The following is a 21,756-nucleotide window of genomic DNA, read 5'->3' as shown; positions in this document are numbered from 1 at the left end:
CAAAAGTGAGATAGTATGATTATTATAGTCTTGGTAGGATTAACCATCAATTAACTTTGTTAACAAGTTACACTTCTTTACAGTTATGCTTATTATTGACACTATTGGGTGGTGATAAGGTTATAGGCTTATATTTTTTCTTAATGCTTTAGTTTGACCTCTCTTCGTTTTGCTATCCATGCGCTTGCGTTGTGAATTTCTTGATGGCTTGGTTGCACGACGCTTTTTTTGAACCTGTGTTGCACTGATAATTAACTCTTTCAAACGATTGAGTGCTTCTTCTTTATTCAGTTCTTGTGTACGATGACTTTGCGATTTAATGACAATAACTCCCTCTTTGGTCAACCGAGAGTCATTTAAATTGAGTAATCTTTGTTTGTAAAAGTCAGGCAGCTTTGAACGCTTTATATCAAAGCGTAGATGAATTGCACTGGCCACTTTATTTACATTTTGTCCGCCTGCCCCCTGAGAGCGGATTGCACTAAAGTCGAGCTCCCATTCATCAATTGTTACAGTATTAGAAATAATTAACATTAGGTTCAGTTAGTTGTGCTAAAAACTGTATTGTAACACTTGTAATTAGCTGATCATAATAACTCGCTAAGCAAGTCGGTTGTTATAAACTGGAAAAGAAAGGAAATCATGATGAAAGCACTAATTATTTCAATGAGTTTACTCGCGATGAGTTTTTCTAGCTTCGCACAAGATATTACCGAAAACCAACTACAAAGTTATATTAAAGCACTCCCCGCAGTTGTGAACTGGTCAAAAAGTCAACCTGAGCTTGAAAGTGTAGATCTTGGTAACATGCTGGGTAGCACAGACGGGGTAGATACTTCTGTGGTAATGAGCGCACTGGGTCACATTAAAGAGCATGAGCTTTACACTGAATTTGCCGCCTTAACACAGCAGTATGGCTTTACGCCAGAGCAGCTTGTTACTGTGGGTTCTGAAGTTTCTATGGCCTATCTTGAAAATGTGAAGGCAACACTGTCACCAGAAAACCAAGCGCGAGTTAATCAAGCAATGAGTGGCTTACAAAGTTTAACTGCGTCTTCTGCAAGTTCTGGAACACGTTCAATCACCGGTGCCTTAGAGGGCGTGAAAGAAGCGAGTAATGCCCCCGTTGATGTTAGCGAAAACAACGTTAACTTGGTTAAAGAATATATGCCGCAATTAAAGCAGTTATTTGCGCTGCTGCAATAGTGTTAAATGCAATGCGAGAAAGCGGCTTATTAAGCCGCTTTTTTATTAAATAAAAATCGCAGGATTTTCCAATTTCTTAAGCTGAGCATCTGTCGGTAAAAAGTCCGTGTTTATAAATTGCTCCACGCTCTCATGGCGTTCAAAAAATAGGATATCGAATGAAAACCTATTGAGCCCATACAATCCTCGGTGAATCATATTGGCCGAAAAAATCAATAGATCACCTTTTTGTAGTGAGATAGTTTTACCACGGCTTAAAGAATCATAATTGTGAGCCCCTTGCAGCTCTAGCCTTACCGCTAATTCTTCTTCAGAATCCCAATTTTTATGACTCGCTGGTATTAACTCAATCCCATGTTCATCTTCAAATGCAATACGGCAATGCAGTACTTCAGGACCTGTTAGAGCTGATTGCTGTGCATTGATATCTAAATGATACTGCGAATCTCGGTGCCAATAATTATGTTGTTCTGGGTTGTAAGGATTAAAAAATAATTGGCTATTTAAAAACCGTGGTCTCGCGATGATTGAGGTAACCTGATTGAGCAATTGCGTTGAGTTTATAAAGTGGAATAAGCTCAGTTTTTCATTTTCTGTTAACCATGGAGACGCTGTGAGCCCTGAACTATTAATAGCTTTAGTTTTATAAAAAAGAGAATTTTCGCGAAGCCAATTATTATGAAATTTATCTAAAATGGGGCGAATAGCAGATAAAGCAGAATCATTGTAAAGCCCCTTTACATGCATGTAACCATGTTGCTTAAAAAAAGTATTTTCCATTGTGTTATCTATTAAGTAATGAACGTATTTGGCTACTCAGTTCAGGAAGCACTTGTTCTTCAAACCATGGATTTTTCTTTAACCAAATATTATTGCGTGGGCTTGGGTGTGGCAAAGGTAAATACTTAGGCCAATAATCACGCCACGATTTTACTAACTCTGTTAACGGCAACTGTTTGGTATGAGGTAAATGATACGCCTGTGCATACTTACCTAAAATGATAGTCAGCTCAACGTTGTTTAATTGGGCGAGGAGCTTTTCTCGCCAAGCAATAGCGCATTCCTTGCGCGGTGGTCGATCGCCAGACTTACCTTTACCCGGATAGCAAAAGCCCATTGGTAAAATAGCGAAGTTTTGGGCATCGTAAAACTCGTCATCACTGACACCTAGCCAATTTCGTAATCGTTTTCCGCTGGCATCATTAAAGGGCACCCCTGTTTCGTGAACTTTAACCCCGGGTGCTTGCCCCGCTATTAAAATGCGCGCACTGGCATTAAATTGAATAACGGGACGGGCTCCTAACGGTAACTCAGGTTCGCAGATCACGCATTTACTAACTTGTTCTAAGAGTGTTTGATGTTTCATTACTTAGTAAAAATCTGATCTATGCTTGTTTTGACCACACGGCAAGCTCGTTGCCACTGGGTTCTGTAAAGTGGAAGCGGCAACCTCCTGGGAAATCAAATAATGGTTTAATAATAACCCCGCCGAGGTTCTCAACTTGAGCTTGGGTTTCTTTAATATTGTTAGAGTAAAGTACCAATAACGCCCCGCCATTGCTCGTTAAACTGGTTAAGGGTGCTTGATAAAAGCCGCCATCAAGCCCTGCTGATTCACAGCTGAAGGCTGTATATTCGGGGCCATAGTCAGTAAATTTCCATTTAAATACCTGCTGGAAAAAAGTTTTGGTAGCGGTTAAATCTTTAGCGGCGAATTCTACATAATTTAGACTGTGGTGATTCGACATAATAGTCTCCTAGTTTATGCTGTGCTTAAGCGCCATTGAACAATGCAATGCGGTGCTATCAAATAACGGAATGGCGGTATCAGTGTGTTGAATTAGCAAGGCTATTTCGGTACAACCTAAAATAATTGCTTCTGCACCTTGTTGGTATAGTTGATTGATAATTCTCAAATAAGCGGCTTTAGAGTCTGGGTTTATGATACCTATGCAGAGCTCTGTATAAATAATTTCATGGATCACCGCGCGTTCGTCTGGCTCAGGAATTAGCACTTCAATTCCAAATTTGTCACTGAGGCGCTGTGTATAAAAATCTTGCTCCATGGTAAATGACGTACCTAGTAATGCGACTTTTTTGTGTTTACTCGCTGTAAGCTGCTCTCCAACGGCATCGGCAATGTGTAAAAGAGGAATCGAGATAGCTGCTTGAACTTGCTCTGCAAGCTTATGCATGGTGTTAGTACAGATAAGCAAACAATCAGCACCCGCAGCCTCAACTTGCTGAGCCGCATTTATTAATATTTCTGCCATTTTAGGCCAGTTTTGCTGTTGTTGAAGCGTTGCTATTTCGGCAAAATCAAGGCTAACTAAGGCTATTTTTGCTGAATGTAAACCACCAAGCTTATCTTTAACTCCCTGATTTAAAAGTTGATAGTAGCTCTGTGTCGACTCCCAACTCATACCGCCAATTAATCCGATTGTTTGCATTATAACTCCTTCTGCTGTGTGCATAACACCATAGGCTATTGTGTAAAACAAAGCTAGCAGATCATTATTTTACTAACTATGAAATCGGGTTTTAAATCGTTCCTTTATAAAATACGGTTACGCAAATGATAATCACTATCTTTTTGGTTTTGTCACTATATAATAATGCGTTTTCTTCTCGTTTAACTTTTTTTTAAGGGATTATCATGCACTCTCAGTCCTTACAAGCTGGGCAAGCTAAAGAACCAAGAGGCGCTAAAAAACGTTCACAGAGCCTGTCATATCGTGTTGCTGTGTTTTTTCGTTTTGTTGCTGCCATCTTAGGGGGTTATGTTTTTACCAGTGTATTTATCTCATTACTGGCGGTCTTATTGCCGCTAAATAAACTCGACAGTGTGTTGTTGACCACAACCTTATCGGTCTTTTTTTATTGCTGCGTGTTCATATGGGTGTTTGCAGTTAAGTCACTGAAGGTCGTTTGGATCACCATTTTACTAACGACAAGTCTGCAATTATTCGTACTGGCTTTGATTAAGGGATGGCTATGAAAGAGAATTTCTTCCGTTCAATGACGTGGTTACACACGTGGGTAGGTTTATTAGTTTGCTGGCTTTTATTTTTAATTTTTTTCGCAGGCACGTTGAGCTTCTTTAAAGACGAAATTAGTTTTTGGGCTAAGCCTGAAATCCATCAAGTACGTCATCAAGAGCACCGTGTTGCTTCACAAGCAAAGCAAATTAACGATGTGTTTGCAGATTTACAGCAAAAAGCACCTAACTCTCTTTCGTGGCGTATAAACATGCCCGACTCGCGAAACCCCGTTTTAAGTTATGGCTATGCAGAACCTAAGCAACCAGGTCAACGTCGTGCTCCGTTTAATTACACTCATATAGACCCAAATACACTGGAACCAGTTCCTGAGCCACGTGATACTAAAGGCGGCGGTTTTTTTTATCGTCTGCATTTTGATTTGCATTATATAGATGTGTTTACTGCGCGTATTCTTGTTTGTTTAGCTTCAATGTTTATGTTGGTTGCGCTTGTCACGGGGGTCGTAATTCATAAGCGTATTTTTAAAGATATGTTTTCTTTTCGTCGTAATAAAGGCAGTAGAAGCTGGTTAGATGCGCATAACGTGTCGTCTGTTTTGGCGCTTCCTTTTCATATTATGATTACTTACACAGGTATCATCACACTGATTTTTATGTTGTTCCCTTACCCCGCAGAAACCGTGTATGAAGAGGGATTAAGTCAGATGTTTAATGAAGCCTTACCGGTTAATAAGCGCGCGGCGCCAACCGATGAACACCGCCCCATGGTGGCAATAAATCAGGTTTTAGATCAGATTTATACTAAGTACCCTAATGCCGATATAAGCCATGTATTCGTTCGTAATGCCAATACGGCGTCATCACAAATCGTTGTCTATCTGGCGACAGCTAAAGAGGTGGTCGATAATGGTCCTCGTTATTTATTTAATGGTGTAACAGGGCAAATAGACGCGCAATCAGGTGAAGACTGGAGTGCATCGGCACAATTTTACGACTCAATGACCGCGCTTCACAGTGGGCGATTAGCTGAGCCATTACTACGATGGCTGTACTTTTTATGTGGGGTTGCTGGCTGTGCCATGATTGCGACTGGTTGCATGATGTGGGCGAAGCGTTTAAGAGAGCGCATGAAGCCTGAACAATCAGCACACCGTGGCTTGAAACTTGTTGAAACGTTAAATTTAGCTACATTAATGGGCTTGCCCTTTGCAACGTGTGCATTTTTTATCGCGAACCGATTACTACCTATAGAGTTAGCCGCACGTGCCGATAAAGAGGTTCTAGCCTTTTTCTTAGCGTGGTTATTCATTGCTGTTTTGGCTTTGTTTGGACGTACTCAGTCACATTGGCGCTTAGCTGCGTGGTTAAATGCGGTGGCATGTTTTTCAATCCCTTTAATTAATGCATTTACAACAGAGGGAAATTGGATCAGCTATTTACTAACTCAGCAATGGGCGCTATTTGGCATTGATAGTGCGTTTATCTGCGCTGGTTTGATGTTTATTGTTCAAAGCAGAAAAATACCTAGCCATGGCAACGTAAAAGAAAAAGGCAATTTATTTAAAAACAGGCAGATAAAGGAGCAACAAGGATGATGGAATTACTGCAATTTAGTCTCTGCTTTTTAGCGTTTAATTGTTTTGCACTTGCAAAGTTTAATCATTTTCGCGATGTATTTAAAAAGAAACTTACTGAGAAACAGCGATATAGATTTTTAACGATTGGCTGGATCACTATTTTACTAAGTTTAGGACTGAGTGTGATGAGTGAAGGCGGATACGGCGCATTATTATTTTGTGGTTATATGGCGCTAAGTGTTCTTATGCTTATGATTTTATATAGTTTTACGGTCTCATGGGTAAAACACATCAGCGCAATAAATGTGTCTGTTTTGGTTTTAAGTGGGCTTTCAGTGATGATTTTCTAGTTAAGTTAGTAAAAAACTGATCTCAAAAAAAAAGGGTAGGCAATGCCTACCCGAGCAGGGGATTAAATTGGGGATCACATGTCATGTTCAATTTAATGTCGCACAGTGTGCCTCTTTTCCATGACAATTGTGTTGCACATTCGTGATAGTTTAAAGACGCGTGTAAAGCCCCTTTACATCCCTTCATGCTCAACAAAAATAAGCTCGTCTGTTTTAAAGCCATATTGTCTGGCGGTATTTTTAAAGTCGTCTAGCTGCTCTTTGGTGACTGTCGGGGTTCTTGATAAAAACCATAAATACTCTTTGTTATAGCCAGTAATATACGCGTATTGGTAGTTTTGCTTATCGAGCTCAAAAATGACATAGGAGCTGTAGAATGGGCCAAAAAATGAGACTTCTAAATGACCAATGTCATTTTTATCGGCAAACTTAGCCTTGCCCTCTGCTTGTTCCCACTTTTTATCTGAGGTGTTATAGCCTCTATTAATAACTTTAACAGTGCCATCAGAGTTGACTGAGTACTGTGCGGTTATCCCTTCTAAACCGCGTTCAAATGAATGATCAAGGCGCGCTATTTCGTACCATGTTCCGGTGTACTTATTTAGTTCAAAATCATTAACGGGTTTTATGTTGTCAGGCACTCCTGTACAAGCCGATAACAGGGTCGTAAAGAAAAGTAGAAATATAAATTTTATGCTGTTCTGCACACGCTCACTCCTTTTAAAATTAAAGAATTTAATACGTTAATAGCGGTAAATAAGTTTAATTACGTTAAACTACCTAAGCTTAGAATAGTTAAATAGAGAAAACCATGAAGATTTGGGTTGATGCAGATGCCTGCCCCGTTGTTATTAAAGAAATTTTATTTCGTGCTGCAGAACGAACGCAAACAGTCACTACATTAGTGGCTAATCATGCTATGCGTGTTCCGCCGTCTAAGTACATTTTTCGTCAGCAAGTATCGTCTGGTTTCGATATCGCCGATAACGAAATTGTTAAGCGAGTCGAAGCCGGTGATTTGGTTATCACGGGTGATATCCCGCTGGCAGCCGAAGTGATTGAAAAAAATGCACAGGCGTTAAATCCCCGCGGTGAGCTGTATACAACAGAAAATATACGTTCTCGCCTTAATGTGCGTGATTTTATGGACACAATGCGCTCAAGTGGTATCGAAATGTCGGGTGGGCCGCCACCGTTGAGCCAAGCTGACCGTCAGAATTTTGCTAATAACTTAGATCGAATTCTTGCTCAAAAATCATCATGATTCAGCAACAACACTCTTTACAGGGCTTTGGTGACAGTGCATTTAACGTTGCTGTGTACATAGAAAAACGTCCGCCGATGGTGCCTTGGCACAATATTGATCATTTACATGCTATGCAAATTGGTCAAATAGATGACATTAATCAGGCTTGTGGAAATGGTTGGCGAAAAGTCTTTAATGTGTATGCAAAAGTGCTGTTTGCGCTGCCGAGCGAATATTTTCAGTTTGCTAAATGTTCTGCCAATTGGCAAACCTATCGTGATACGCGCTTACTCCAAGCACACAGTCACACAGCGTTGCTGTTTAGCCCTCCTGTATTTGACAACACGGATAAATTACACATTATCGCTGGGCGCACGTATGCAAAAAGCCTTGTTCAATTAGGTTTATTATCTAGCCAGCTCACTTGGCTTGATGAAGAGTTTGCCTTTAATAAGCAAGATAAGGTGATTGTGTGCCCCTATTTTGATTATAGGCAATTAAGTAATATTAAAATTGCGCGGCTTAGTCAGTTGGTTGCAGATATTTTCGCGTAAAAGTCTGCCTTATCATTGCGTTATTTGGCTTGCAAACTAAGCTTTAAGGTAATGTAAAACGGACTACACTTTATATGAAAATCCTTGTCGTTGATGATATGCCCTTAATGCGTCATGTTTTGATAAACATGCTACGTAGCCTTGATTACAACGACATAACAGAAGCAACGGATGGTTCGCAAGCGTTAGAGTTGTTAAAAAAGCAGCATTTTGATTTAGTTATCACTGATTTACATATGCCTAAAATGGATGGAAAGTGTTTACTTAATCACATTCGCGAAACCCCCGAGTTTGACGATTTACCCGTTCTTATGGTGACGTGTGAGGATAGCAAGCAAACAGTCACTGACATGATTGCCGCTAAAGTCAGTGGTTTTATCATTAAGCCATTTTGTCTCAACACGCTGCAAAAACAGCTAAGTAGAATCGTTAAACCTGCGTAATAAACCGAATAAGCCTGGAGTTAATTACGATGAAGAACTGGCCAGCCACACTCTGTTTATTTTTCACATGGGCAGCACTGGCTGAATCACAGCCATTAACCTTGTATACCGAATCATTTCCTCCTTATAATTTTGAGGAACATAATCAACCGACGGGTATTAATACTGAAATAGTTGAGACGCTTTGTAAGCACGCAAAATTAAAATGTGTGATACAGGTGTTGCCTTGGAGACGAGCGATGTCAAAAACGCTTGAGCAGCCGTATTCTGGTATTTTTTCAACGTCTCGAACAGCACAAAGAGAAGCTCAGTTTCAATGGGTTGGTCCACTGGTGTCGGGGCAATCTTGTTTATATAGGTTAAGTGAGCGCACAGACATTGAGCTGACAAGTTCACGCTTATTAACTAATTACACAATCGGCGTATCACGCGGCGATGTTTATCAAGCCGTACTTACAGACTTACAGTTAGTTGAAGGGCATCATTTTTTAACCTACTCAGGTAAATTTGAAGAGTTAAATATGTTTAAACGTGGTAAGCATGATTTATTAATTGGCTCTTCCATGACGCTTGCAACACAATTACAAAAAGTGGCTTTAAACCCTGATCAAGTGATACCTGTGCTTGAACTTAACCACCCTGCTTTAGGGGGAAACTATTTGGCTTTAAACAAATCTGCTCCAGCTAGTGTGGTCAGCGCACTTCAGCGCGCACTCGATACCATGAAAGAAAATGGGCAAATAGCCCCCATTGTTGAAAAGTTTGTCCCTGCTAATAAGTACCCTCATGTGCAAACCTCTCCTACGGTTGATAGGTGTTTTTACGGTACGGCTGTTTATTAATAATCGGGTGCTGTTTACGAATTCAATCGCGTTTTTTTGCCCTCGGTAGCAAAACCATTGTTTACAGTGACTTTGCTTTTTATAGTGAATAAAACAATAAAATGAGAAATAACCATGAATCCAACGCCACTACTAAAAGGGCTTGTGTTAGCGGTATGCTTAGGCGCTGCTGGCACGACACAGGCTTACGACCGTATCACAGGGCATAACTTTGCCAGTCGCTCAGAAGTTATTGCGCAATCAGGTATGGTTGCAACGTCGCAGCCATTAGCCACACAGGTTGGCTTACAAGTGTTAAAAGACGGGGGCAATGCCATTGATGCAGCAATTGCAGCCAACGCCGTACTCGGGCTTGTAGAGCCGACAGGGTGTGGTATAGGTGGCGACTTGTTTGCCATTGTTTGGGACAATAAAAGCAAACAGTTATATGGCTTGAATGCATCTGGCCGCTCACCGAAAAGCCTGACATTCGACACCTTAAAGGCACAAGGCGATATGATCCCCGCCTATGGCCCGTTGCCTGTTTCTGTGCCAGGCGCTGTGGATGGCTGGTTTGAATTACATAATAAGTTTGGTAAAACACCGATGAAAACCTTACTTCAGCCAGCAATTGATTATGCTGAAAAAGGCTTTCCCGTTTCTGAATTGATTGCCTATTACATGCAAAAAAGTGTTGATGCGCGTGGAAAATACCCTGGGTTTAAAGACGTATACATGCCAAATGGGGCGATGCCAGAAAAAGGCGATATTTTTAAAAATCCTGCCCTTGCAAATACCTATCGTAAAATAGCGAAGGAAGGACGTGATGCTTTTTACAAAGGGGATATTGCAAAAGAAATTAGCCGTTATATGAAAGAAAATGGCGGTTATTTATCGTACGACGACTTAGCTTCACACCACAGTGAATGGGTTAAACCTGTCAGTGCAGATTACCGCGGTTATACGTTATGGGAATTACCGCCCAACGGCCAAGGCATCGCCGCTCAGCAAATTCTAAATATATTAGAAGGATACGATATTAAAGGTATGGGTTTTGATAGCCCTGAGTATGTTCACACGTTTATTGAGGCAAAAAAACTGGCCTTTGCAGACCGCGCTAAATATTACGCCGATCCTGCGTTTAATACTATTCCCGTGCAGACCTTGATTTCTCAGCAATACGCCGATGAAAGACGCAAGCTGATTGACCCAAATAAAGCGGCAAAACGTGATCATGCGGGTCCAGTAGAAGGCGATACTATTTACCTGACGACGGCCGATAAAGACGGCAATATGGTGTCATTAATTCAAAGTAATTATCGTGGTATGGGCTCAGGTATGACCCCCGCTAAACTGGGCTTTGTATTGCAAAACCGAGGAGAAATGTTTGCACTTAAAAAAGGCCATATGAACCAATATGAGCCGGGTAAACGTCCGTTCCACACGATAATTCCAGCCTTTGTGACCAAAGATGGCAAGCCATACATGAGTTACGGAGTAATGGGCGGTGCGACACAACCGCAAATGCATGCGCAAATTTTAATTAACATGATTGATTTTGGCATGAATTTACAAGAGGCTGGTGACGCTCCACGCATTCTGCACAGTGGCTCATCACAGCCTACAGGCGAAATTATGGAAGACGGAGGCGTTGTGAGTTTAGAATCAGGTTTTTCGATGGAAACTCGCCGTGAGCTGATGAAAAAAGGCCACACTTTGCAAGACGCTGTTGGACCATATGGCGGTTATCAAGCTATCTTAAAAGACCTTAAAACAGGGGTGTACTATGGCGCATCTGAAACCCGCAAAGACGGCCACGCCGCAGGGTATTAAGGCAATATAAGGTAATAAATCATTGCGTTGCAATTGATTGATGACGCGGCTTAAAGCCGCGTCTAACTCTCGCTGTGAGACTCGCTTTGCGTGGCTTATAAGTTATCGACATACCTACCTATATACCTATCTATCTACCTACCCCAGTAAGACTGACTTTAGAGGTGAACCGTACTTCGTGTGCGAGCGTGCGTATGTTGCGCGATATATAATACCATTCCGCAAAAATACTTAATCATTTTGAGTGATTAAACCAGTCGCTACCTACGTTAAAAATTTCTGATTTAGAACAACTAAATAACTAAATTTTTGCCTTGTTATCAACGCGGTTTTATTGCCTCAAAATAGACCACTTAATTAAGCGGAATGGTATGATCGCGCTGACAATGGAAGTTCAAAGCTTAAAACTTAAAGAGTCTAACTCCCCATCACATACCCAGTGAAACCCAGCACTTTAAAATACTGTTTAGGGGTGCTAAATCCGCTTTCATTCATTAATTCTGAAAAACGAATACGGTCTAATGGATAAAACTCATGTTCTAGATTGTGTCGGGTGCGCTCTTTGCCGGCATCGGTTAAACCTAGCTGAGTACAAAGCTGTAGTTGTGATTCGCGCTCAAATTGCGTTTCAGGGCGCATTAAATCGGCAATGAATAAGTTGCCCTGCTTTTTAAGCTTGCTTTTAATCGCTTTTAACAGCGCTTTTTTATCGCCATTGTCCTCGACAAAGTGCATGACTAATAAACATAATGCTGCATCGGCGCTTGCATCAATATCGTTAATATCGCCACAATGAACCGTTACACGGTCACTGATGTTATGTTGGCTAAAGTGCTGCTCAGCGATATCCAACATATCTTGTGAAATATCCTGCGCAATAAAACGCCAGCCTGCGTTGAGCTTAGCAAGTTCTATGATCTCTTTTCCGGTGCCTGCACCAATCACTAAAATACACGCGTCGTTGTCGAGCGTGCTGACTAGTTGCGCTGCGGTTGCTTGGTGTAATAACGCGTACCCTGGCACTAAACGCGTTATGCGCTCATCGTAATGACTGGCTTCTTCATAATTAAAAGTTGGCATGCTAATCCTTTAAATAACAGAGATGGTTGAGTAACCACCGGGTTTTTTCGCTACATGTACCTGCGTAGCCACGCGTTCGGTCATTTCAGATACATGCGAAATAACCCCTACTTTACGGCCTTGTGCTTGCAGCGAATCGAGAGCATCCATCGCGATGCTTAACGTTTCACTGTCCAACGTACCAAACCCTTCATCGATAAACAAAGAGTTTATTTGCACTTTATTCGATGACAACGAGGCAAGCCCCAAAGCCAGTGCCAGCGAGACTAAAAACGACTCCCCGCCTGACAAAGTATTAACAGAACGCTGCTCATCGGCCATGTCTTTATCAATGATGGCAATATCCAGCGTTTGCCCGATAGCCGTTAATTTGTAGCGCTTGTTTAAAGTGTGTAAGTGGCTATTGGCATAATGCAGCAGTATTTTGAGAGTTTGCGTTTGCGCTAAGTTACGCATGGTTTTACCACTGGCATCACCCAGCACTTTATTAAGTAAATGCCAGTGCTCGTAGCGCTTTTGCTGTTGAACTAATAATTGCTGTTTATCTGCTAATGCTTGGCTATTTTGTTGGTGCGTGTGCAGCTCACTACCCACTTGCATCAGCGATTGATTCGTATGTTGCTGGGCATTAACGGCGTTAGTAAGTTCAGTTTCAGTGTCGCTTTCGCTGTGCTTTGGCTGATCTTTTAAATGCGCCGACTGCGATGAATGCAGTTGTTTTAAAGCTGCTTGAGTTTCTTTTAGCGCATTTTCTGCCGCGTGGTGCTCGTTGAGTGTTTGCTTTATTGATTCGCTACTGATGCTTAAAAGCGTTGTAATTGCGTCTTCAGAAAGTGAAGGATGCTGTGCTTTAAACTCGCTAAACCACTGCGTGAATCGTTTTTCAAGCGCGGCTTGTTCATCGCTTAACTCTTTTTCACGCATCGTTAAGTGGCTTATTTGAATAGCGTGCTCGTCACGCGCTTTAACCGCATTGCTTAGGTGTTGCTGAGCCTGTTGCACCGCTTGTTGTAACGAGTCAATGGCCTGTTCAAGTTGTGCAATATACTCATCGACCGACATGTTCGCATCGGCAAACAAGGTAATGCGTTTTTCATGCAAAGCAGCCTGCTCGTTCTCGGTATGGGCAAGTTGCGCAGTGCACTTAGCTTTCGCTTCTGCTGCTTCATGTTGCTGAGGCAGTAAATGCGCGATGGTTTGCTCAGTGCTTGTTAGAGCCTTCGTTAGCTCATCTGATTGTTGAAGTTTCGCTTGATAGCGTTGCACATCCTCTGCAATAGTCTCTAATAACACCTGCTGCTCATTGAGCTGTTGCCACCAAGGGGCATTTTTAAAGGTGTCGTCGAGTGTGGTATGCAGTTGCTGATGCTCTGCATTTAGCTCGTTTAAACGCGCTTGTTCAGTGTTGAGTTGCTGCTGTGTTTCACTCAGTTTTTGCTCTGCTGCATGCAGTGCTTGCCCTTTTTGATTAAACTCTGCTTGTTTGGCTGTTAATGATGTTTGCAGCTGCTGTTGTTGCTCAAGCACTTTAAAATACTGCTGTTTCTGGCTCGTGAGCTGCTGCTGACGCTCGTTTAATTGCGCCTCTGTTAAATCATTCAGCTCTGTACGATTTGCCGCCATGGTCTGTTTGAGCGTGTTCTGTTGGTCGGCGAGTTCACTCACCTGCCCCTCTAATGACGCTATTTGCTGAGTACAGGCTGTCAGCTCATTACTTTTTGTTTGTTGTAAAGCTTGCTGATTATTTAAGTGCTGTTTGGCACTATTAAGCTGCTCAGTAAAATCATTAATAAGCTGACTAAACTGCGCATTAACCACGTCATGTTGAAACGGGTGTTCAGTCGAACCACAAACAGCACATGGCTCACCCGCTTTTAAAGTGGCTCTTAATTGGCTGACCCCCTCACTGGCTCTTAACTGAATTTGCTGTAAGTTTTTCTCACATAGTGTCAGCTGTTGTTGGGCGTTTTCTACATCCTGCCCTATCGCGCTGAGGGCTGTTTGTAACTGTTGTTTATTTTGATTTAAGGTGTCTGATTGGCTTTGCCACACTTTTAATTGTTGCTGATTACTTTGCCACAGTTGACGCTTTTCAATAAGGTGTTTAATCGCCTCTAGTTGTGCATCTATGTCGGTCATAGACTGACTATTTAACCGGTCTTTGAAGCTAGCGTCTTGTTCATTCAGCGTTTTTAGTGCGTGCTCAAGCGCTTGATACTGTTTTTGTAATTGCTGACGACTGTGTTGCTGCTCAGTCACCGTAGGCTGAAGTGACTTGACCGTTTGATTTGTTTTATCAATACGAAGCTGCAGTTGATTAAAGCGGCTTAATTCACTTTTATAATATGACCAGTCTTTCGCTAATGGTTGCCATTGTGCATGTGTCGCTAACCAATTAGTGAGCGCTTGTTGTTGCTGATGTTGCTGTTGTTGCTCAGCCTTTGCCGTATTAAGTTTATTGCTCAGCTCGGTGTTATGCTGGTTCGCTTTTTCGAGTTGCGCTTTTTGAGCGTGTGTTTGTTGGTTCAATACCGCCAGTTGTTTATCGTACTCACGTGCTTGGCTAATGATTGGCTGAGCATCTTTTTGCGTTTGTTTCGCTTGCTTTAACTGCTCAGTGTGTTTGTTTAGCGTTTGCTCTGCGTCACTTATCAGGGCGTTATGATCAATTTTTAAAAGTTGCTCACGGTTTTCTACAAGCTGCACTTGCTGGGCTTTAATTGTGGCTGTGCGCTCACGGTTATCTTTTATTTCTAAGCACTGCTGCGCTTGTTTGGCTTGCTTTGCCTTGTCTTCAAGTTGTTGTAATTGCAGCTCAGCTTGGTGCTTTGTGTGTTCTGCTTGCGTTATTTGTTCTGATAAATACGCCGCTTGTTTATACCAAGTTTGGTATTGCTCCAGCTGCTTTATTTGGTTTTGTAGTTCAGTTTGCTTCGTTAATAGCGACTGATGCTCAGCTTGCTTAGCTGTTAACTCTTCGGGGCTTAATACCTTAAAGTTCGCCAAGCTCAGTTTTAATTGCTCAAGAGCCTGTTGTTGTTCGCGGTGACGTTCAAATATGCGTTGCCCAATACGACTAAATTTGTCGGTGCCAGTTAAGCATTCTAACAGTTGTGCCCGTTCATCCCCTGTTGCTTTCAAAAAGGCTGCAAACTCATGCTGGGCAAGTAACACCGCCCGCGAAAATTGATCAAAGCTTAAACCAATAATGCGCTCTATTTCTTTGCTGGCATTACTTCTATCGGCAATTAAGGTTTCGTCAGGTAATGAATGAAGCGTGTGTTGCGCTTGTTGTAATTTGCCATTCGCTTTGTTCCGTGCGCGGCTAAAGCTCAAGCGAGCACGGTAGTGATGTTTATCTTGGCCTATAAAGTCCACTTCGGCATAGCCCAGCCCTGCCCCACGGCGTAATAAATTTCGCGAGTCATTGAGCTTGATATTATCGCCATTAAAGTCAATTTTATTACCTGTGTCGCCACGAAGTCTCGCGGTTTTGGTATACAGTGCTAAACAAATGGCATCAAGTAACGTACTTTTACCTGCCCCAGTATCACCCGTAATGGCAAATAGCCCGGCTTCTTTTAATGGCGAAGCTGTAAAATCGACTTCGGCATCGACAATGGATGCCAATTGATGAACACGTATCGCTAAAATTTTCATAGCACGTCCTCCGTATTCAACTCATCGATAACGTGGCTTAATAAGTCTTCGAGCTCTTTTGGCACTGCTTGCCCTGCCATATCTTTATGATTGGCAAAGGCTTGCTCTAACAACGAATGCGGATTGAGGGCTTCGATTTGCGACACATCGTCAAACAAGGCTTGCTCATCGTCTTGATGATTGCGCTCTTGTCGCACCCGTTCAATCCCACAAAACTTAAGCTGCTTACCTGCCAGCGCTTGTTCAATTTGCTCTCTAAACGTGGTGTCGGTGTCGTGAGCGCTCAGTTTAACGCGTAAATAGGGCGCTAAGTTTTCATCGCTTAAATCAAGTTCACTCAACAGCTCACACAATTCACTCAGCGGCACACAGTCTTTTTCGGGGAGCAGTATGACTTTACAAAAGCTCGGTATGTAAAGGGGGTTTACAGTGCAACTTGAATCAGAAAGCTCAATTAACATAACTTGGTGCTGGTAACGGCGCTCAGAAAAGGACATCGGCATGGGGGTGCCACTGTAGCGAATGGTCTCAGACTTGGCGACGGTTTGTGCTTTATGCAAGTGACCAAGGGCTACGTAATCAGCCTGTTCACTAAAAATATTAGCAGAGATCGCTTCTTCACCGCCAATCACTAAGTTTCGCTCTGAGTCTGTCGAAATATCGCCGCCTTTTGCATGGAGGTGTCCCATTACAATTAGCGGCGCTTTCGGTAACTCACTGGCAGCATTTAGTGCATCTTTATAAGCCAGTGCCACTGTTTGGTTGTAACTTAAAGGTTGCTCTTCTTGGCGATTATAATGACTTAAATCGCTGCTTCGTAAAAATGGCATGGCAACAACATGTGCTTGGCCATTTTTTGTTGATATAGGCAGTACGACATCCTTTGGGCTTGCGGTATCGAACCGACCCACCACATGCGTATCAAATTGAGCCAGTAAGGGTTTTGCAGCCATGATACGGTTTGCCGAGTCATGATTACCAGCAATAATCACGATGTGTAAATCTGGGCAACGTTGTTTGGTGTTCTTAATATATTGGTAGAGTTGGTTTTCAGCACTCGCAGGCGGTGTCGCCGTGTGATAAATATCGCCAGCAACGAGTAATAAGTCGATGTGCTGTGCTGCGAGAGTCTCCGTTAACCAGTTTAAAAAAGCCTGATGTTCCTCGAAGCGGGAATGTTCGTAGAATTGTTGGCCTAAATGCCAATCAGAAGTATGAAGGACTTTCATTAAACGCTCTTATTATTTATTAAGAGCGTCAATATACCTAAGCTGAGCCTCGATGCCCAGCCTCGTTTTTAACTTAAGCTATACCACGCAAACAACACCATTGGCAAAGCAAGCAATGCCATTATTAAGGGCACTTTGATAGCCTTTGTTTGTTTGGCCTGTAAAACTTTAAGGGCATTGGTTTCATTACATGCCGCTACTTTGTCGATATAGAAATACCCCGAATCTAGGTATTGTTTACAATTTTGTTCGTCCGCTGGAATTGCAATTAGTTCTTGTTGTTTTTTTAGGATGTAAAAATCCATACGCTCACCGAATTCTATGCTGATTACCGAAACATTTTTTGGGTATAAATAGACACACATAAACACCCAAATCGAAAAAAGTGGGCGATTTTAAATACAAACAGCAGTAAATTTCAATAGAAAATGTCGCAAAAACTACTTTATTGCGAAAATAATTGCAATTAGACTCAAAATAACCAGCGTTGAGCCATAAAACAGCCATTTTTTAGGGCGTTTTGCATGGGGAGTGGTACGCGATAGTGCATCGGGTTCATCGCGAGCGGCAATGACCTCTACAAACTCAAATCCGCGTGCTTTGTATTCGTTTAAAACCGATTCTTCTGCTGGAATAGCAGCTAATCGAGAGTCTTTTTTTACAATGTAAAACTTCATTTAAGTCCCCTCTTACCTTTAAACAAAAAATAAGCAACCTCGCTATATTTTAAGTGTAATACGGGGGTATGAATTAGCACTGAACCTGTTAGGTTTGTAAAGGGGCTTTACAGTTTTGTTAATAGCAGATGAAAGGATTGAAAAATACAGGCTAGGAAAGCGCGAATACTACCCTAAAAAACCCGCACTTTATCGTGATTTTATTGAAATTTTGTTAGTGGTTTGAGATGTTACGCTCACGCATATTTTACAGGATTAACAATGAAAAAAGCAGTTATTACTTTGAGTGCTTTGGTATTGCCTTTAGCAGTATCAACCGCAGTCATGGGGTCGTCTGTTGAGCAAACAAAAGGCTCATTTGTTGACAAGTTCCGTCAACTTGATGAAGCACTTGCAACGCCTAACGTATACCGTAGCGCCGCGGGTGAACCCGGCGAAAACTACTGGCAACAGCAAGTAAATTACGACATTGATGTAAACCTTGATGAGAAAAAACGTCGCTTAACAGCGCGTCAAACTATCGAATATAAGAATAATTCACCTCACACATTAAAGTACCTTTGGTTGCAATTAGACCAAAATATTTTTAAATCTGATTCAATTGCTGAGATGACCGCTACTTTCAATGGTAAAACATTGCAAGGTGACCCTCAGCCGAAAGCCACTAAATTGAGCTTAGGCCAGTTACGTCGTCAGCAATTTATGGCCGACAACGAGCTAGGTTTTCAAATCGCCAATGTTAAAGACGAAGACGGAAAAGAGCTTAAAGTAACCGTGGTTGATACCTTAATGCGTATTGACCTAAATGAGCCGCTTAAACCGGGTAAAGACGTTGAGTTCAGCATGGACTTCGCCTTTAACATTGTTGAAGAGGATGCGGTAGGCGCACGTTCAGGTTATGAACACTTTGAAGAAGATGGCAACGATATCTTTTTATTAGCACAGTGGTTCCCGCGTCTTGCTGCGTACACAGACTATGAAGCATGGACTAACAAAGCGTTCTTAGGAAGCGGTGAGTTTACACTGGAGTTTGGTAATTATGATGTCGAAATCACCGTTCCTGCGGATCACATTGTATCGGCAACAGGTAAGCTAGATAACCCAGGCAGTGTATTAACACGTGCGCAGCGTAATCGTCTTGAAGAAGCTGAAAACGCTAAGCGCCCTGTATTTATCGTGACCGAAGAAGAAGCACTTGAGAACGAGAAAGAAGGCACCGACAAAACCAAAACATGGCACTTTAAAGCCGAGAACGTGCGTGACTTTGCATGGGCATCATCACGTAAGTTTATGTGGGATGCAAAAGGCTACCATCAAGGTGGTAAAGAACAGCCGTTAGTGATGGCAATGTCTTTCTATCCGAAAGAAGGCGGTGACCTGTGGAAGAAATATTCTACCGAAGCTGTTGTGCACACGATGGAAGTGTATTCACGCTTTTCGTTTGACTACCCTTACCCTGTGGCTCAATCAGTTAATGGCCCTGTTGGAGGGATGGAATACCCCATGATTACATTTAATGGTCCGCGTACAGAGCTTCAAGACGATGGCACCCGTACTTACTCTCAAGCTGAAAAACGTTTCTTAATTGGTGTTGTTATCCACGAAGTCGGTCACATTTACTTCCCGATGATTGTTAACTCAGACGAGCGTCAGTGGACGTGGATGGACGAAGGTCTAAACAGCTTCCTAGATGGTGTTGCGGGGCGCGAATGGGACCACACAATCCCTTGGGGTGTTGAGCCGCGTGATATTGTTGAATACATGAAGTCTGAAAACCAAGTACCCGTTATGACACAGTCTGACAGCGTATTACGTTTAGGACCTAATGCGTATACTAAACCTGCTGCTGCACTTAATATTTTACGTGAAGTGATTCTGGGTCGTGAGCTGTTTGACTTTGCATTTAAAGAGTACGCGCAGCGTTGGAAGTACAAACGCCCTACTCCTGCAGATTTCTTCCGTACTATGGAAGAGGCGTCAGGGGTTGATCTAGATTGGTTCTGGCGTGGTTGGTTCTACACCACAGACCATGTTGATATCTCGTTAGACAAGGTTTATCAACTGCGTTTAGACACAAAGAATCCTGATATCGACTTTAATCGTCTTCGCGATATTGAAGCTGATAAACCAATGCCATTATTCGTTAAACGCAATAAAGAAGAAGGCAAAAAGTTATGGGTTGAAGAAAACCCAGATGTCACAGATTTCTATGACGAAAACGACCGCTTTACAGTGACTAACAAAGAACGTAACGCGTATAACAAGTTCCTTAAGGGGTTAGAGCCGTGGGAGCGTAAAACGTTTGAACGTGCAATTAAGGAAGATAAAAACTACTATGTGCTTGAGTTTTCAAACTTAGGTGGCTTAGTGATGCCTATCTTATTAGAGCTGACCTATGAAGATGGCACGAAAGAAGAACAGTACATTCCGGCTGAAATCTGGCGTCGTAACCACAAGCACGTACAAAAGCTAATTATTACTGAAAAAGGTAAAAACTTAGTGTCTGTTACGGTTGACCCTCGCTGGGAAACAGCCGATGTTGATGTGGAAAACAATAACTACCCTCGTCGTATTATTCCATCGCGTATCGAAGTGTATAAGCGTGAGAAGAGTAAAGCGAAAGTGAGCCGTGATATCATGCAAGATATTAAAACTGAGCTGAAAATAGACGACGAAAAAGATGCTGAGGAGCAAAAATAATGCGCTTTATAGCCATTATTTTCGCTTTATTACTGAGTGCGCCAACGATGGCGCACCAGTTAAAAGCGTCTGTGACTACGGTATTATTTAATAAACGCACTAATAACATAGAGCTAATGCATCGCTTTTATTTGCACGATACGGAGCATGCTGTTGAACATTTGTTTAATGGCAATGCCGATATCTTAAGTAACAAAGAAGATCAAAAGCGTTTTGCTGATTATGTTGAGTCACACATTGCACTGCAAACCTTAGAGGGAAAGCCACTTGAGCTTAAAAAAGTGGGAGCGCAAGTTGATGGTAAGTTCTTTTGGGTTTACCAAGAAGTTACCATCCCTGAAGGCATCAAAGGGATTCGTATGAGCAATGGCGCGTTACGTGATTTATGGCCTGCACAGGTCAATATGGTTAATATTGAAGGCAAAGGAAAGGTGAAAACACTTACCTTTAGCCAAGATGATAACTGGCTTGAAGCTAAATTTGAGTCAATTAAATAATAACCCTATCCGATAAAAAAGGATTGAAAAAGTCTATTTTTTAATCCTTTGATCCTTTAATTAACGGTTATCGTACACTATCTTATTAATGGGTCTTAAAATTTTCCCCCAATTCTCATATACAGGGATTTATATGAATATCCATGATAACAATATACGTGGTGTCATTTTCGATTTAGACGGCACCTTGGTTTCGTCAGAACTCGATTTTTCACTGATTAAAGCGCAAGTTGGCTGCCCGCTTGAAAAAGATTTGTTAGCCTTCATAGCCGCTTTACCTTCACCTTATATGCGCGAAGAAGCGATGAACATCGTGCATCAACATGAGCTTTTAGATGCGCAGCACTCGCATTTATTGCCAGGTGTTGCCAGTGCGGTTACTGCACTCAAAGAAAATAATATTCCAATGGCTATTGTAACGCGTAATTATGACCGTGCTGCAGCAATCAAACTTAAAAATAACCCTTTGCCAATTGAAACAGTGCTGACTCGCTCAGATGCGCCAGCAAAGCCAGATCCAAGTGCGCTCAATGCGATTGCAACGCTTTGGGAGCTTGATAAATCAGAGCTGTTGTATGTTGGCGATTATTTGTTTGATATTCAAGCGGCACATAATGCGAATATGCGTGCTTGTTTGTATGCGCCAGATGACATTCCTGACTATGCTGATCAGGCAGATTACATACTGCATCATTTTTCAGAGTTACCTAATTTAATTGGCGCATTTCAACAAAATAAAGTGTTATGTTAAATAGCCCTTCCTTTAATTAATTTCTGCATCGTTTACTTAATTTTTTACATTCAAGGTTGTCGCCACAGTCGTTGTCTATTTTAGCGAGAACGATAAACAGACCTGGTACTAGCCCAAGCGACAATGAATTG

At 42.0% G+C, this 21,756-nt stretch carries 23 protein-coding genes; 12 read left to right on the top strand and 11 right to left on the bottom strand.

Annotated features, from left to right (window positions below):
* Window positions 1-120 precede the first annotated feature (120 nt).
* Window positions 121-534, bottom strand: a complete 414-nt coding sequence (arfB, locus tag GZH31_RS16545; RefSeq protein ID WP_065979207.1) for an alternative ribosome rescue aminoacyl-tRNA hydrolase ArfB — start codon at window positions 532-534, stop codon at window positions 121-123.
* A gap of 108 nt (window positions 535-642) precedes the next feature.
* Between arfB and GZH31_RS16540 the strand changes: the two genes are divergently transcribed.
* Window positions 643-1,206, top strand: a complete 564-nt coding sequence (locus tag GZH31_RS16540; protein ID WP_257473716.1) for a short-chain dehydrogenase — start codon at window positions 643-645, stop codon at window positions 1,204-1,206.
* Between the two features lie 45 nt (window positions 1,207-1,251).
* On the opposite strand, the gene GZH31_RS16535 is transcribed toward GZH31_RS16540, so the two are convergent.
* From GZH31_RS16535 to GZH31_RS16520, 4 genes are read right to left on the bottom strand one after another with little or no spacing between them, the layout of a single operon-like run.
* Complete coding sequence (locus GZH31_RS16535; RefSeq protein WP_180311826.1) at window positions 1,252-1,986, bottom strand: phytanoyl-CoA dioxygenase family protein; 735 nt, start codon at window positions 1,984-1,986, stop codon at window positions 1,252-1,254.
* A 4-nt stretch (window positions 1,987-1,990) separates the two neighbouring features.
* Window positions 1,991-2,572, bottom strand: a complete 582-nt coding sequence (locus tag GZH31_RS16530) for a uracil-DNA glycosylase family protein (RefSeq protein ID WP_180311825.1) — start codon at window positions 2,570-2,572, stop codon at window positions 1,991-1,993.
* A 19-nt stretch (window positions 2,573-2,591) separates the two neighbouring features.
* The gene (locus GZH31_RS16525) at window positions 2,592-2,954 is read right to left on the bottom strand and encodes a VOC family protein (protein WP_180311824.1); all 363 of its coding nucleotides are present in this window, start codon (window positions 2,952-2,954) and stop codon (window positions 2,592-2,594) included.
* A 9-nt stretch (window positions 2,955-2,963) separates the two neighbouring features.
* Window positions 2,964-3,656 carry an aspartate/glutamate racemase family protein gene (locus GZH31_RS16520; protein ID WP_065979210.1) on the bottom strand — a complete coding sequence of 231 codons (693 nt, stop codon included), beginning with the start codon at window positions 3,654-3,656 and terminating at the stop codon, window positions 2,964-2,966.
* Window positions 3,657-3,862: 206 nt separating this feature from the next.
* Here GZH31_RS16520 and GZH31_RS16515 point away from each other — a divergent pair, with 206 nt between their 5' ends.
* Genes GZH31_RS16515 through GZH31_RS16505 form a run of 3 tightly spaced genes read left to right on the top strand, consistent with a single transcriptional unit; the run spans window position 3,863 to window position 6,134 of the window.
* Entirely contained in the window at window positions 3,863-4,204 is a 342-nt protein-coding gene (locus GZH31_RS16515; protein WP_036972593.1) for a hypothetical protein, read from the top strand.
* Complete coding sequence (locus GZH31_RS16510; protein ID WP_180311823.1) at window positions 4,201-5,802, top strand: PepSY domain-containing protein; 1,602 nt, start codon at window positions 4,201-4,203, stop codon at window positions 5,800-5,802. Before GZH31_RS16515 ends, GZH31_RS16510 begins: the two co-directional genes overlap by 4 nt.
* Entirely contained in the window at window positions 5,799-6,134 is a 336-nt protein-coding gene (locus GZH31_RS16505; protein WP_036972590.1) for a DUF3325 domain-containing protein, read from the top strand. Before GZH31_RS16510 ends, GZH31_RS16505 begins: the two co-directional genes overlap by 4 nt.
* A 173-nt stretch (window positions 6,135-6,307) precedes the next feature.
* On the opposite strand, the gene GZH31_RS16500 is transcribed toward GZH31_RS16505, so the two are convergent.
* Window positions 6,308-6,829: a lipocalin family protein gene (locus GZH31_RS16500; protein ID WP_075593466.1), complete on the bottom strand. Its 522-nt coding sequence runs from the start codon at window positions 6,827-6,829 to the stop codon at window positions 6,308-6,310.
* A 116-nt stretch (window positions 6,830-6,945) separates the two neighbouring features.
* Here GZH31_RS16500 and GZH31_RS16495 point away from each other — a divergent pair, with 116 nt between their 5' ends.
* From GZH31_RS16495 to ggt, 5 genes are all read left to right on the top strand, one after another.
* Complete coding sequence (locus GZH31_RS16495; protein WP_036972589.1) at window positions 6,946-7,398, top strand: YaiI/YqxD family protein; 453 nt, start codon at window positions 6,946-6,948, stop codon at window positions 7,396-7,398.
* On the top strand, window positions 7,395-7,934 hold the full coding sequence (locus tag GZH31_RS16490; protein WP_036972587.1) for a hypothetical protein: 540 nt from the start codon (window positions 7,395-7,397) through the stop codon (window positions 7,932-7,934). Before GZH31_RS16495 ends, GZH31_RS16490 begins: the two co-directional genes overlap by 4 nt.
* A 74-nt stretch (window positions 7,935-8,008) precedes the next feature.
* The gene (locus tag GZH31_RS16485) at window positions 8,009-8,377 is read left to right on the top strand and encodes a response regulator (RefSeq protein ID WP_036972586.1); all 369 of its coding nucleotides are present in this window, start codon (window positions 8,009-8,011) and stop codon (window positions 8,375-8,377) included.
* 29 nt (window positions 8,378-8,406) lie between these two features.
* Window positions 8,407-9,219, top strand: a complete 813-nt coding sequence (locus GZH31_RS16480; protein WP_074988428.1) for an ABC transporter substrate-binding protein — start codon at window positions 8,407-8,409, stop codon at window positions 9,217-9,219.
* A 114-nt stretch (window positions 9,220-9,333) separates the two neighbouring features.
* Complete coding sequence (gene ggt, locus GZH31_RS16475) at window positions 9,334-11,031, top strand: gamma-glutamyltransferase (protein ID WP_180311822.1); 1,698 nt, start codon at window positions 9,334-9,336, stop codon at window positions 11,029-11,031.
* A gap of 417 nt (window positions 11,032-11,448) precedes the next feature.
* On the opposite strand, the gene GZH31_RS16470 is transcribed toward ggt, so the two are convergent.
* The 5 genes from GZH31_RS16470 to GZH31_RS16450 all read right to left on the bottom strand — a co-directional run bounded on the left by GZH31_RS16470 (window position 11,449) and on the right by GZH31_RS16450 (window position 17,677).
* Entirely contained in the window at window positions 11,449-12,111 is a 663-nt protein-coding gene (locus GZH31_RS16470) for a class I SAM-dependent methyltransferase (protein ID WP_180311821.1), read from the bottom strand.
* 9 nt (window positions 12,112-12,120) lie between these two features.
* The gene (locus tag GZH31_RS16465; protein WP_180311820.1) at window positions 12,121-15,771 is read right to left on the bottom strand and encodes an AAA family ATPase; all 3,651 of its coding nucleotides are present in this window, start codon (window positions 15,769-15,771) and stop codon (window positions 12,121-12,123) included.
* On the bottom strand, window positions 15,768-17,000 hold the full coding sequence (locus tag GZH31_RS16460; protein WP_180311819.1) for an exonuclease SbcCD subunit D C-terminal domain-containing protein: 1,233 nt from the start codon (window positions 16,998-17,000) through the stop codon (window positions 15,768-15,770). The genes GZH31_RS16465 and GZH31_RS16460 overlap by 4 nt, the downstream gene beginning before the upstream one ends.
* A gap of 68 nt (window positions 17,001-17,068) precedes the next feature.
* Window positions 17,069-17,305 carry a hypothetical protein gene (locus tag GZH31_RS16455; RefSeq protein ID WP_036972579.1) on the bottom strand — a complete coding sequence of 79 codons (237 nt, stop codon included), beginning with the start codon at window positions 17,303-17,305 and terminating at the stop codon, window positions 17,069-17,071.
* Between the two features lie 135 nt (window positions 17,306-17,440).
* Window positions 17,441-17,677: a hypothetical protein gene (locus tag GZH31_RS16450; protein WP_036972578.1), complete on the bottom strand. Its 237-nt coding sequence runs from the start codon at window positions 17,675-17,677 to the stop codon at window positions 17,441-17,443.
* Window positions 17,678-17,938: 261 nt separating this feature from the next.
* On the opposite strand from GZH31_RS16450, the gene GZH31_RS16445 reads away from it, so the two are divergent.
* The 3 genes from GZH31_RS16445 to GZH31_RS16435 all read left to right on the top strand — a co-directional run bounded on the left by GZH31_RS16445 (window position 17,939) and on the right by GZH31_RS16435 (window position 21,625).
* A complete protein-coding gene (locus GZH31_RS16445; protein WP_180311818.1) occupies window positions 17,939-20,377 on the top strand; it encodes a M1 family metallopeptidase in 2,439 nt (812 codons plus the stop codon).
* Entirely contained in the window at window positions 20,377-20,874 is a 498-nt protein-coding gene (locus GZH31_RS16440; RefSeq protein WP_180311817.1) for a DUF6702 family protein, read from the top strand. Before GZH31_RS16445 ends, GZH31_RS16440 begins: the two co-directional genes overlap by 1 nt.
* 133 nt (window positions 20,875-21,007) lie before the next feature.
* Window positions 21,008-21,625: an HAD family hydrolase gene (locus GZH31_RS16435; protein WP_118844984.1), complete on the top strand. Its 618-nt coding sequence runs from the start codon at window positions 21,008-21,010 to the stop codon at window positions 21,623-21,625.
* The last annotated feature ends 131 nt before the right edge of the window (window positions 21,626-21,756 follow it).

The sequence above is a fragment of the Pseudoalteromonas sp. JSTW genome, from assembly GCF_013423925.1.
Taxonomy (GTDB): Bacteria; Pseudomonadota; Gammaproteobacteria; order Enterobacterales; family Alteromonadaceae; genus Pseudoalteromonas; species Pseudoalteromonas lipolytica.
The sequence above is the reverse complement of the archived record's forward strand: the minus strand, read 5'-3'. Positions and strand labels throughout refer to the sequence as shown.

Excerpts from the sequence above, each read along its gene's own strand:
- arfB (WP_065979207.1), bottom strand. The coding sequence starts at position 534 with ATGTTAATTATTTCTAATACTGTAACAATTGATGAATGGGAGCTCGAC.
- GZH31_RS16540 (WP_257473716.1), top strand. The coding sequence starts at position 643 with ATGATGAAAGCACTAATTATTTCAATGAGTTTACTCGCGATGAGTTTT.
- GZH31_RS16535 (WP_180311826.1), bottom strand. The coding sequence starts at position 1,986 with ATGGAAAATACTTTTTTTAAGCAACATGGTTACATGCATGTAAAGGGG.
- GZH31_RS16530 (WP_180311825.1), bottom strand. The coding sequence starts at position 2,572 with ATGAAACATCAAACACTCTTAGAACAAGTTAGTAAATGCGTGATCTGC.
- GZH31_RS16525 (WP_180311824.1), bottom strand. The coding sequence starts at position 2,954 with ATGTCGAATCACCACAGTCTAAATTATGTAGAATTCGCCGCTAAAGAT.
- GZH31_RS16520 (WP_065979210.1), bottom strand. The coding sequence starts at position 3,656 with ATGCAAACAATCGGATTAATTGGCGGTATGAGTTGGGAGTCGACACAG.
- GZH31_RS16515 (WP_036972593.1), top strand. The coding sequence starts at position 3,863 with ATGCACTCTCAGTCCTTACAAGCTGGGCAAGCTAAAGAACCAAGAGGC.
- GZH31_RS16510 (WP_180311823.1), top strand. The coding sequence starts at position 4,201 with ATGAAAGAGAATTTCTTCCGTTCAATGACGTGGTTACACACGTGGGTA.
- GZH31_RS16505 (WP_036972590.1), top strand. The coding sequence starts at position 5,799 with ATGATGGAATTACTGCAATTTAGTCTCTGCTTTTTAGCGTTTAATTGT.
- GZH31_RS16495 (WP_036972589.1), top strand. The coding sequence starts at position 6,946 with ATGAAGATTTGGGTTGATGCAGATGCCTGCCCCGTTGTTATTAAAGAA.
- GZH31_RS16490 (WP_036972587.1), top strand. The coding sequence starts at position 7,395 with ATGATTCAGCAACAACACTCTTTACAGGGCTTTGGTGACAGTGCATTT.
- GZH31_RS16485 (WP_036972586.1), top strand. The coding sequence starts at position 8,009 with ATGAAAATCCTTGTCGTTGATGATATGCCCTTAATGCGTCATGTTTTG.
- GZH31_RS16480 (WP_074988428.1), top strand. The coding sequence starts at position 8,407 with ATGAAGAACTGGCCAGCCACACTCTGTTTATTTTTCACATGGGCAGCA.
- ggt (WP_180311822.1), top strand. The coding sequence starts at position 9,334 with ATGAATCCAACGCCACTACTAAAAGGGCTTGTGTTAGCGGTATGCTTA.
- GZH31_RS16470 (WP_180311821.1), bottom strand. The coding sequence starts at position 12,111 with ATGCCAACTTTTAATTATGAAGAAGCCAGTCATTACGATGAGCGCATA.
- GZH31_RS16465 (WP_180311820.1), bottom strand. The coding sequence starts at position 15,771 with ATGAAAATTTTAGCGATACGTGTTCATCAATTGGCATCCATTGTCGAT.
- GZH31_RS16460 (WP_180311819.1), bottom strand. The coding sequence starts at position 17,000 with ATGAAAGTCCTTCATACTTCTGATTGGCATTTAGGCCAACAATTCTAC.
- GZH31_RS16455 (WP_036972579.1), bottom strand. The coding sequence starts at position 17,305 with ATGGATTTTTACATCCTAAAAAAACAACAAGAACTAATTGCAATTCCA.
- GZH31_RS16450 (WP_036972578.1), bottom strand. The coding sequence starts at position 17,677 with ATGAAGTTTTACATTGTAAAAAAAGACTCTCGATTAGCTGCTATTCCA.
- GZH31_RS16445 (WP_180311818.1), top strand. The coding sequence starts at position 17,939 with ATGAAAAAAGCAGTTATTACTTTGAGTGCTTTGGTATTGCCTTTAGCA.
- GZH31_RS16440 (WP_180311817.1), top strand. The coding sequence starts at position 20,377 with ATGCGCTTTATAGCCATTATTTTCGCTTTATTACTGAGTGCGCCAACG.
- GZH31_RS16435 (WP_118844984.1), top strand. The coding sequence starts at position 21,008 with ATGAATATCCATGATAACAATATACGTGGTGTCATTTTCGATTTAGAC.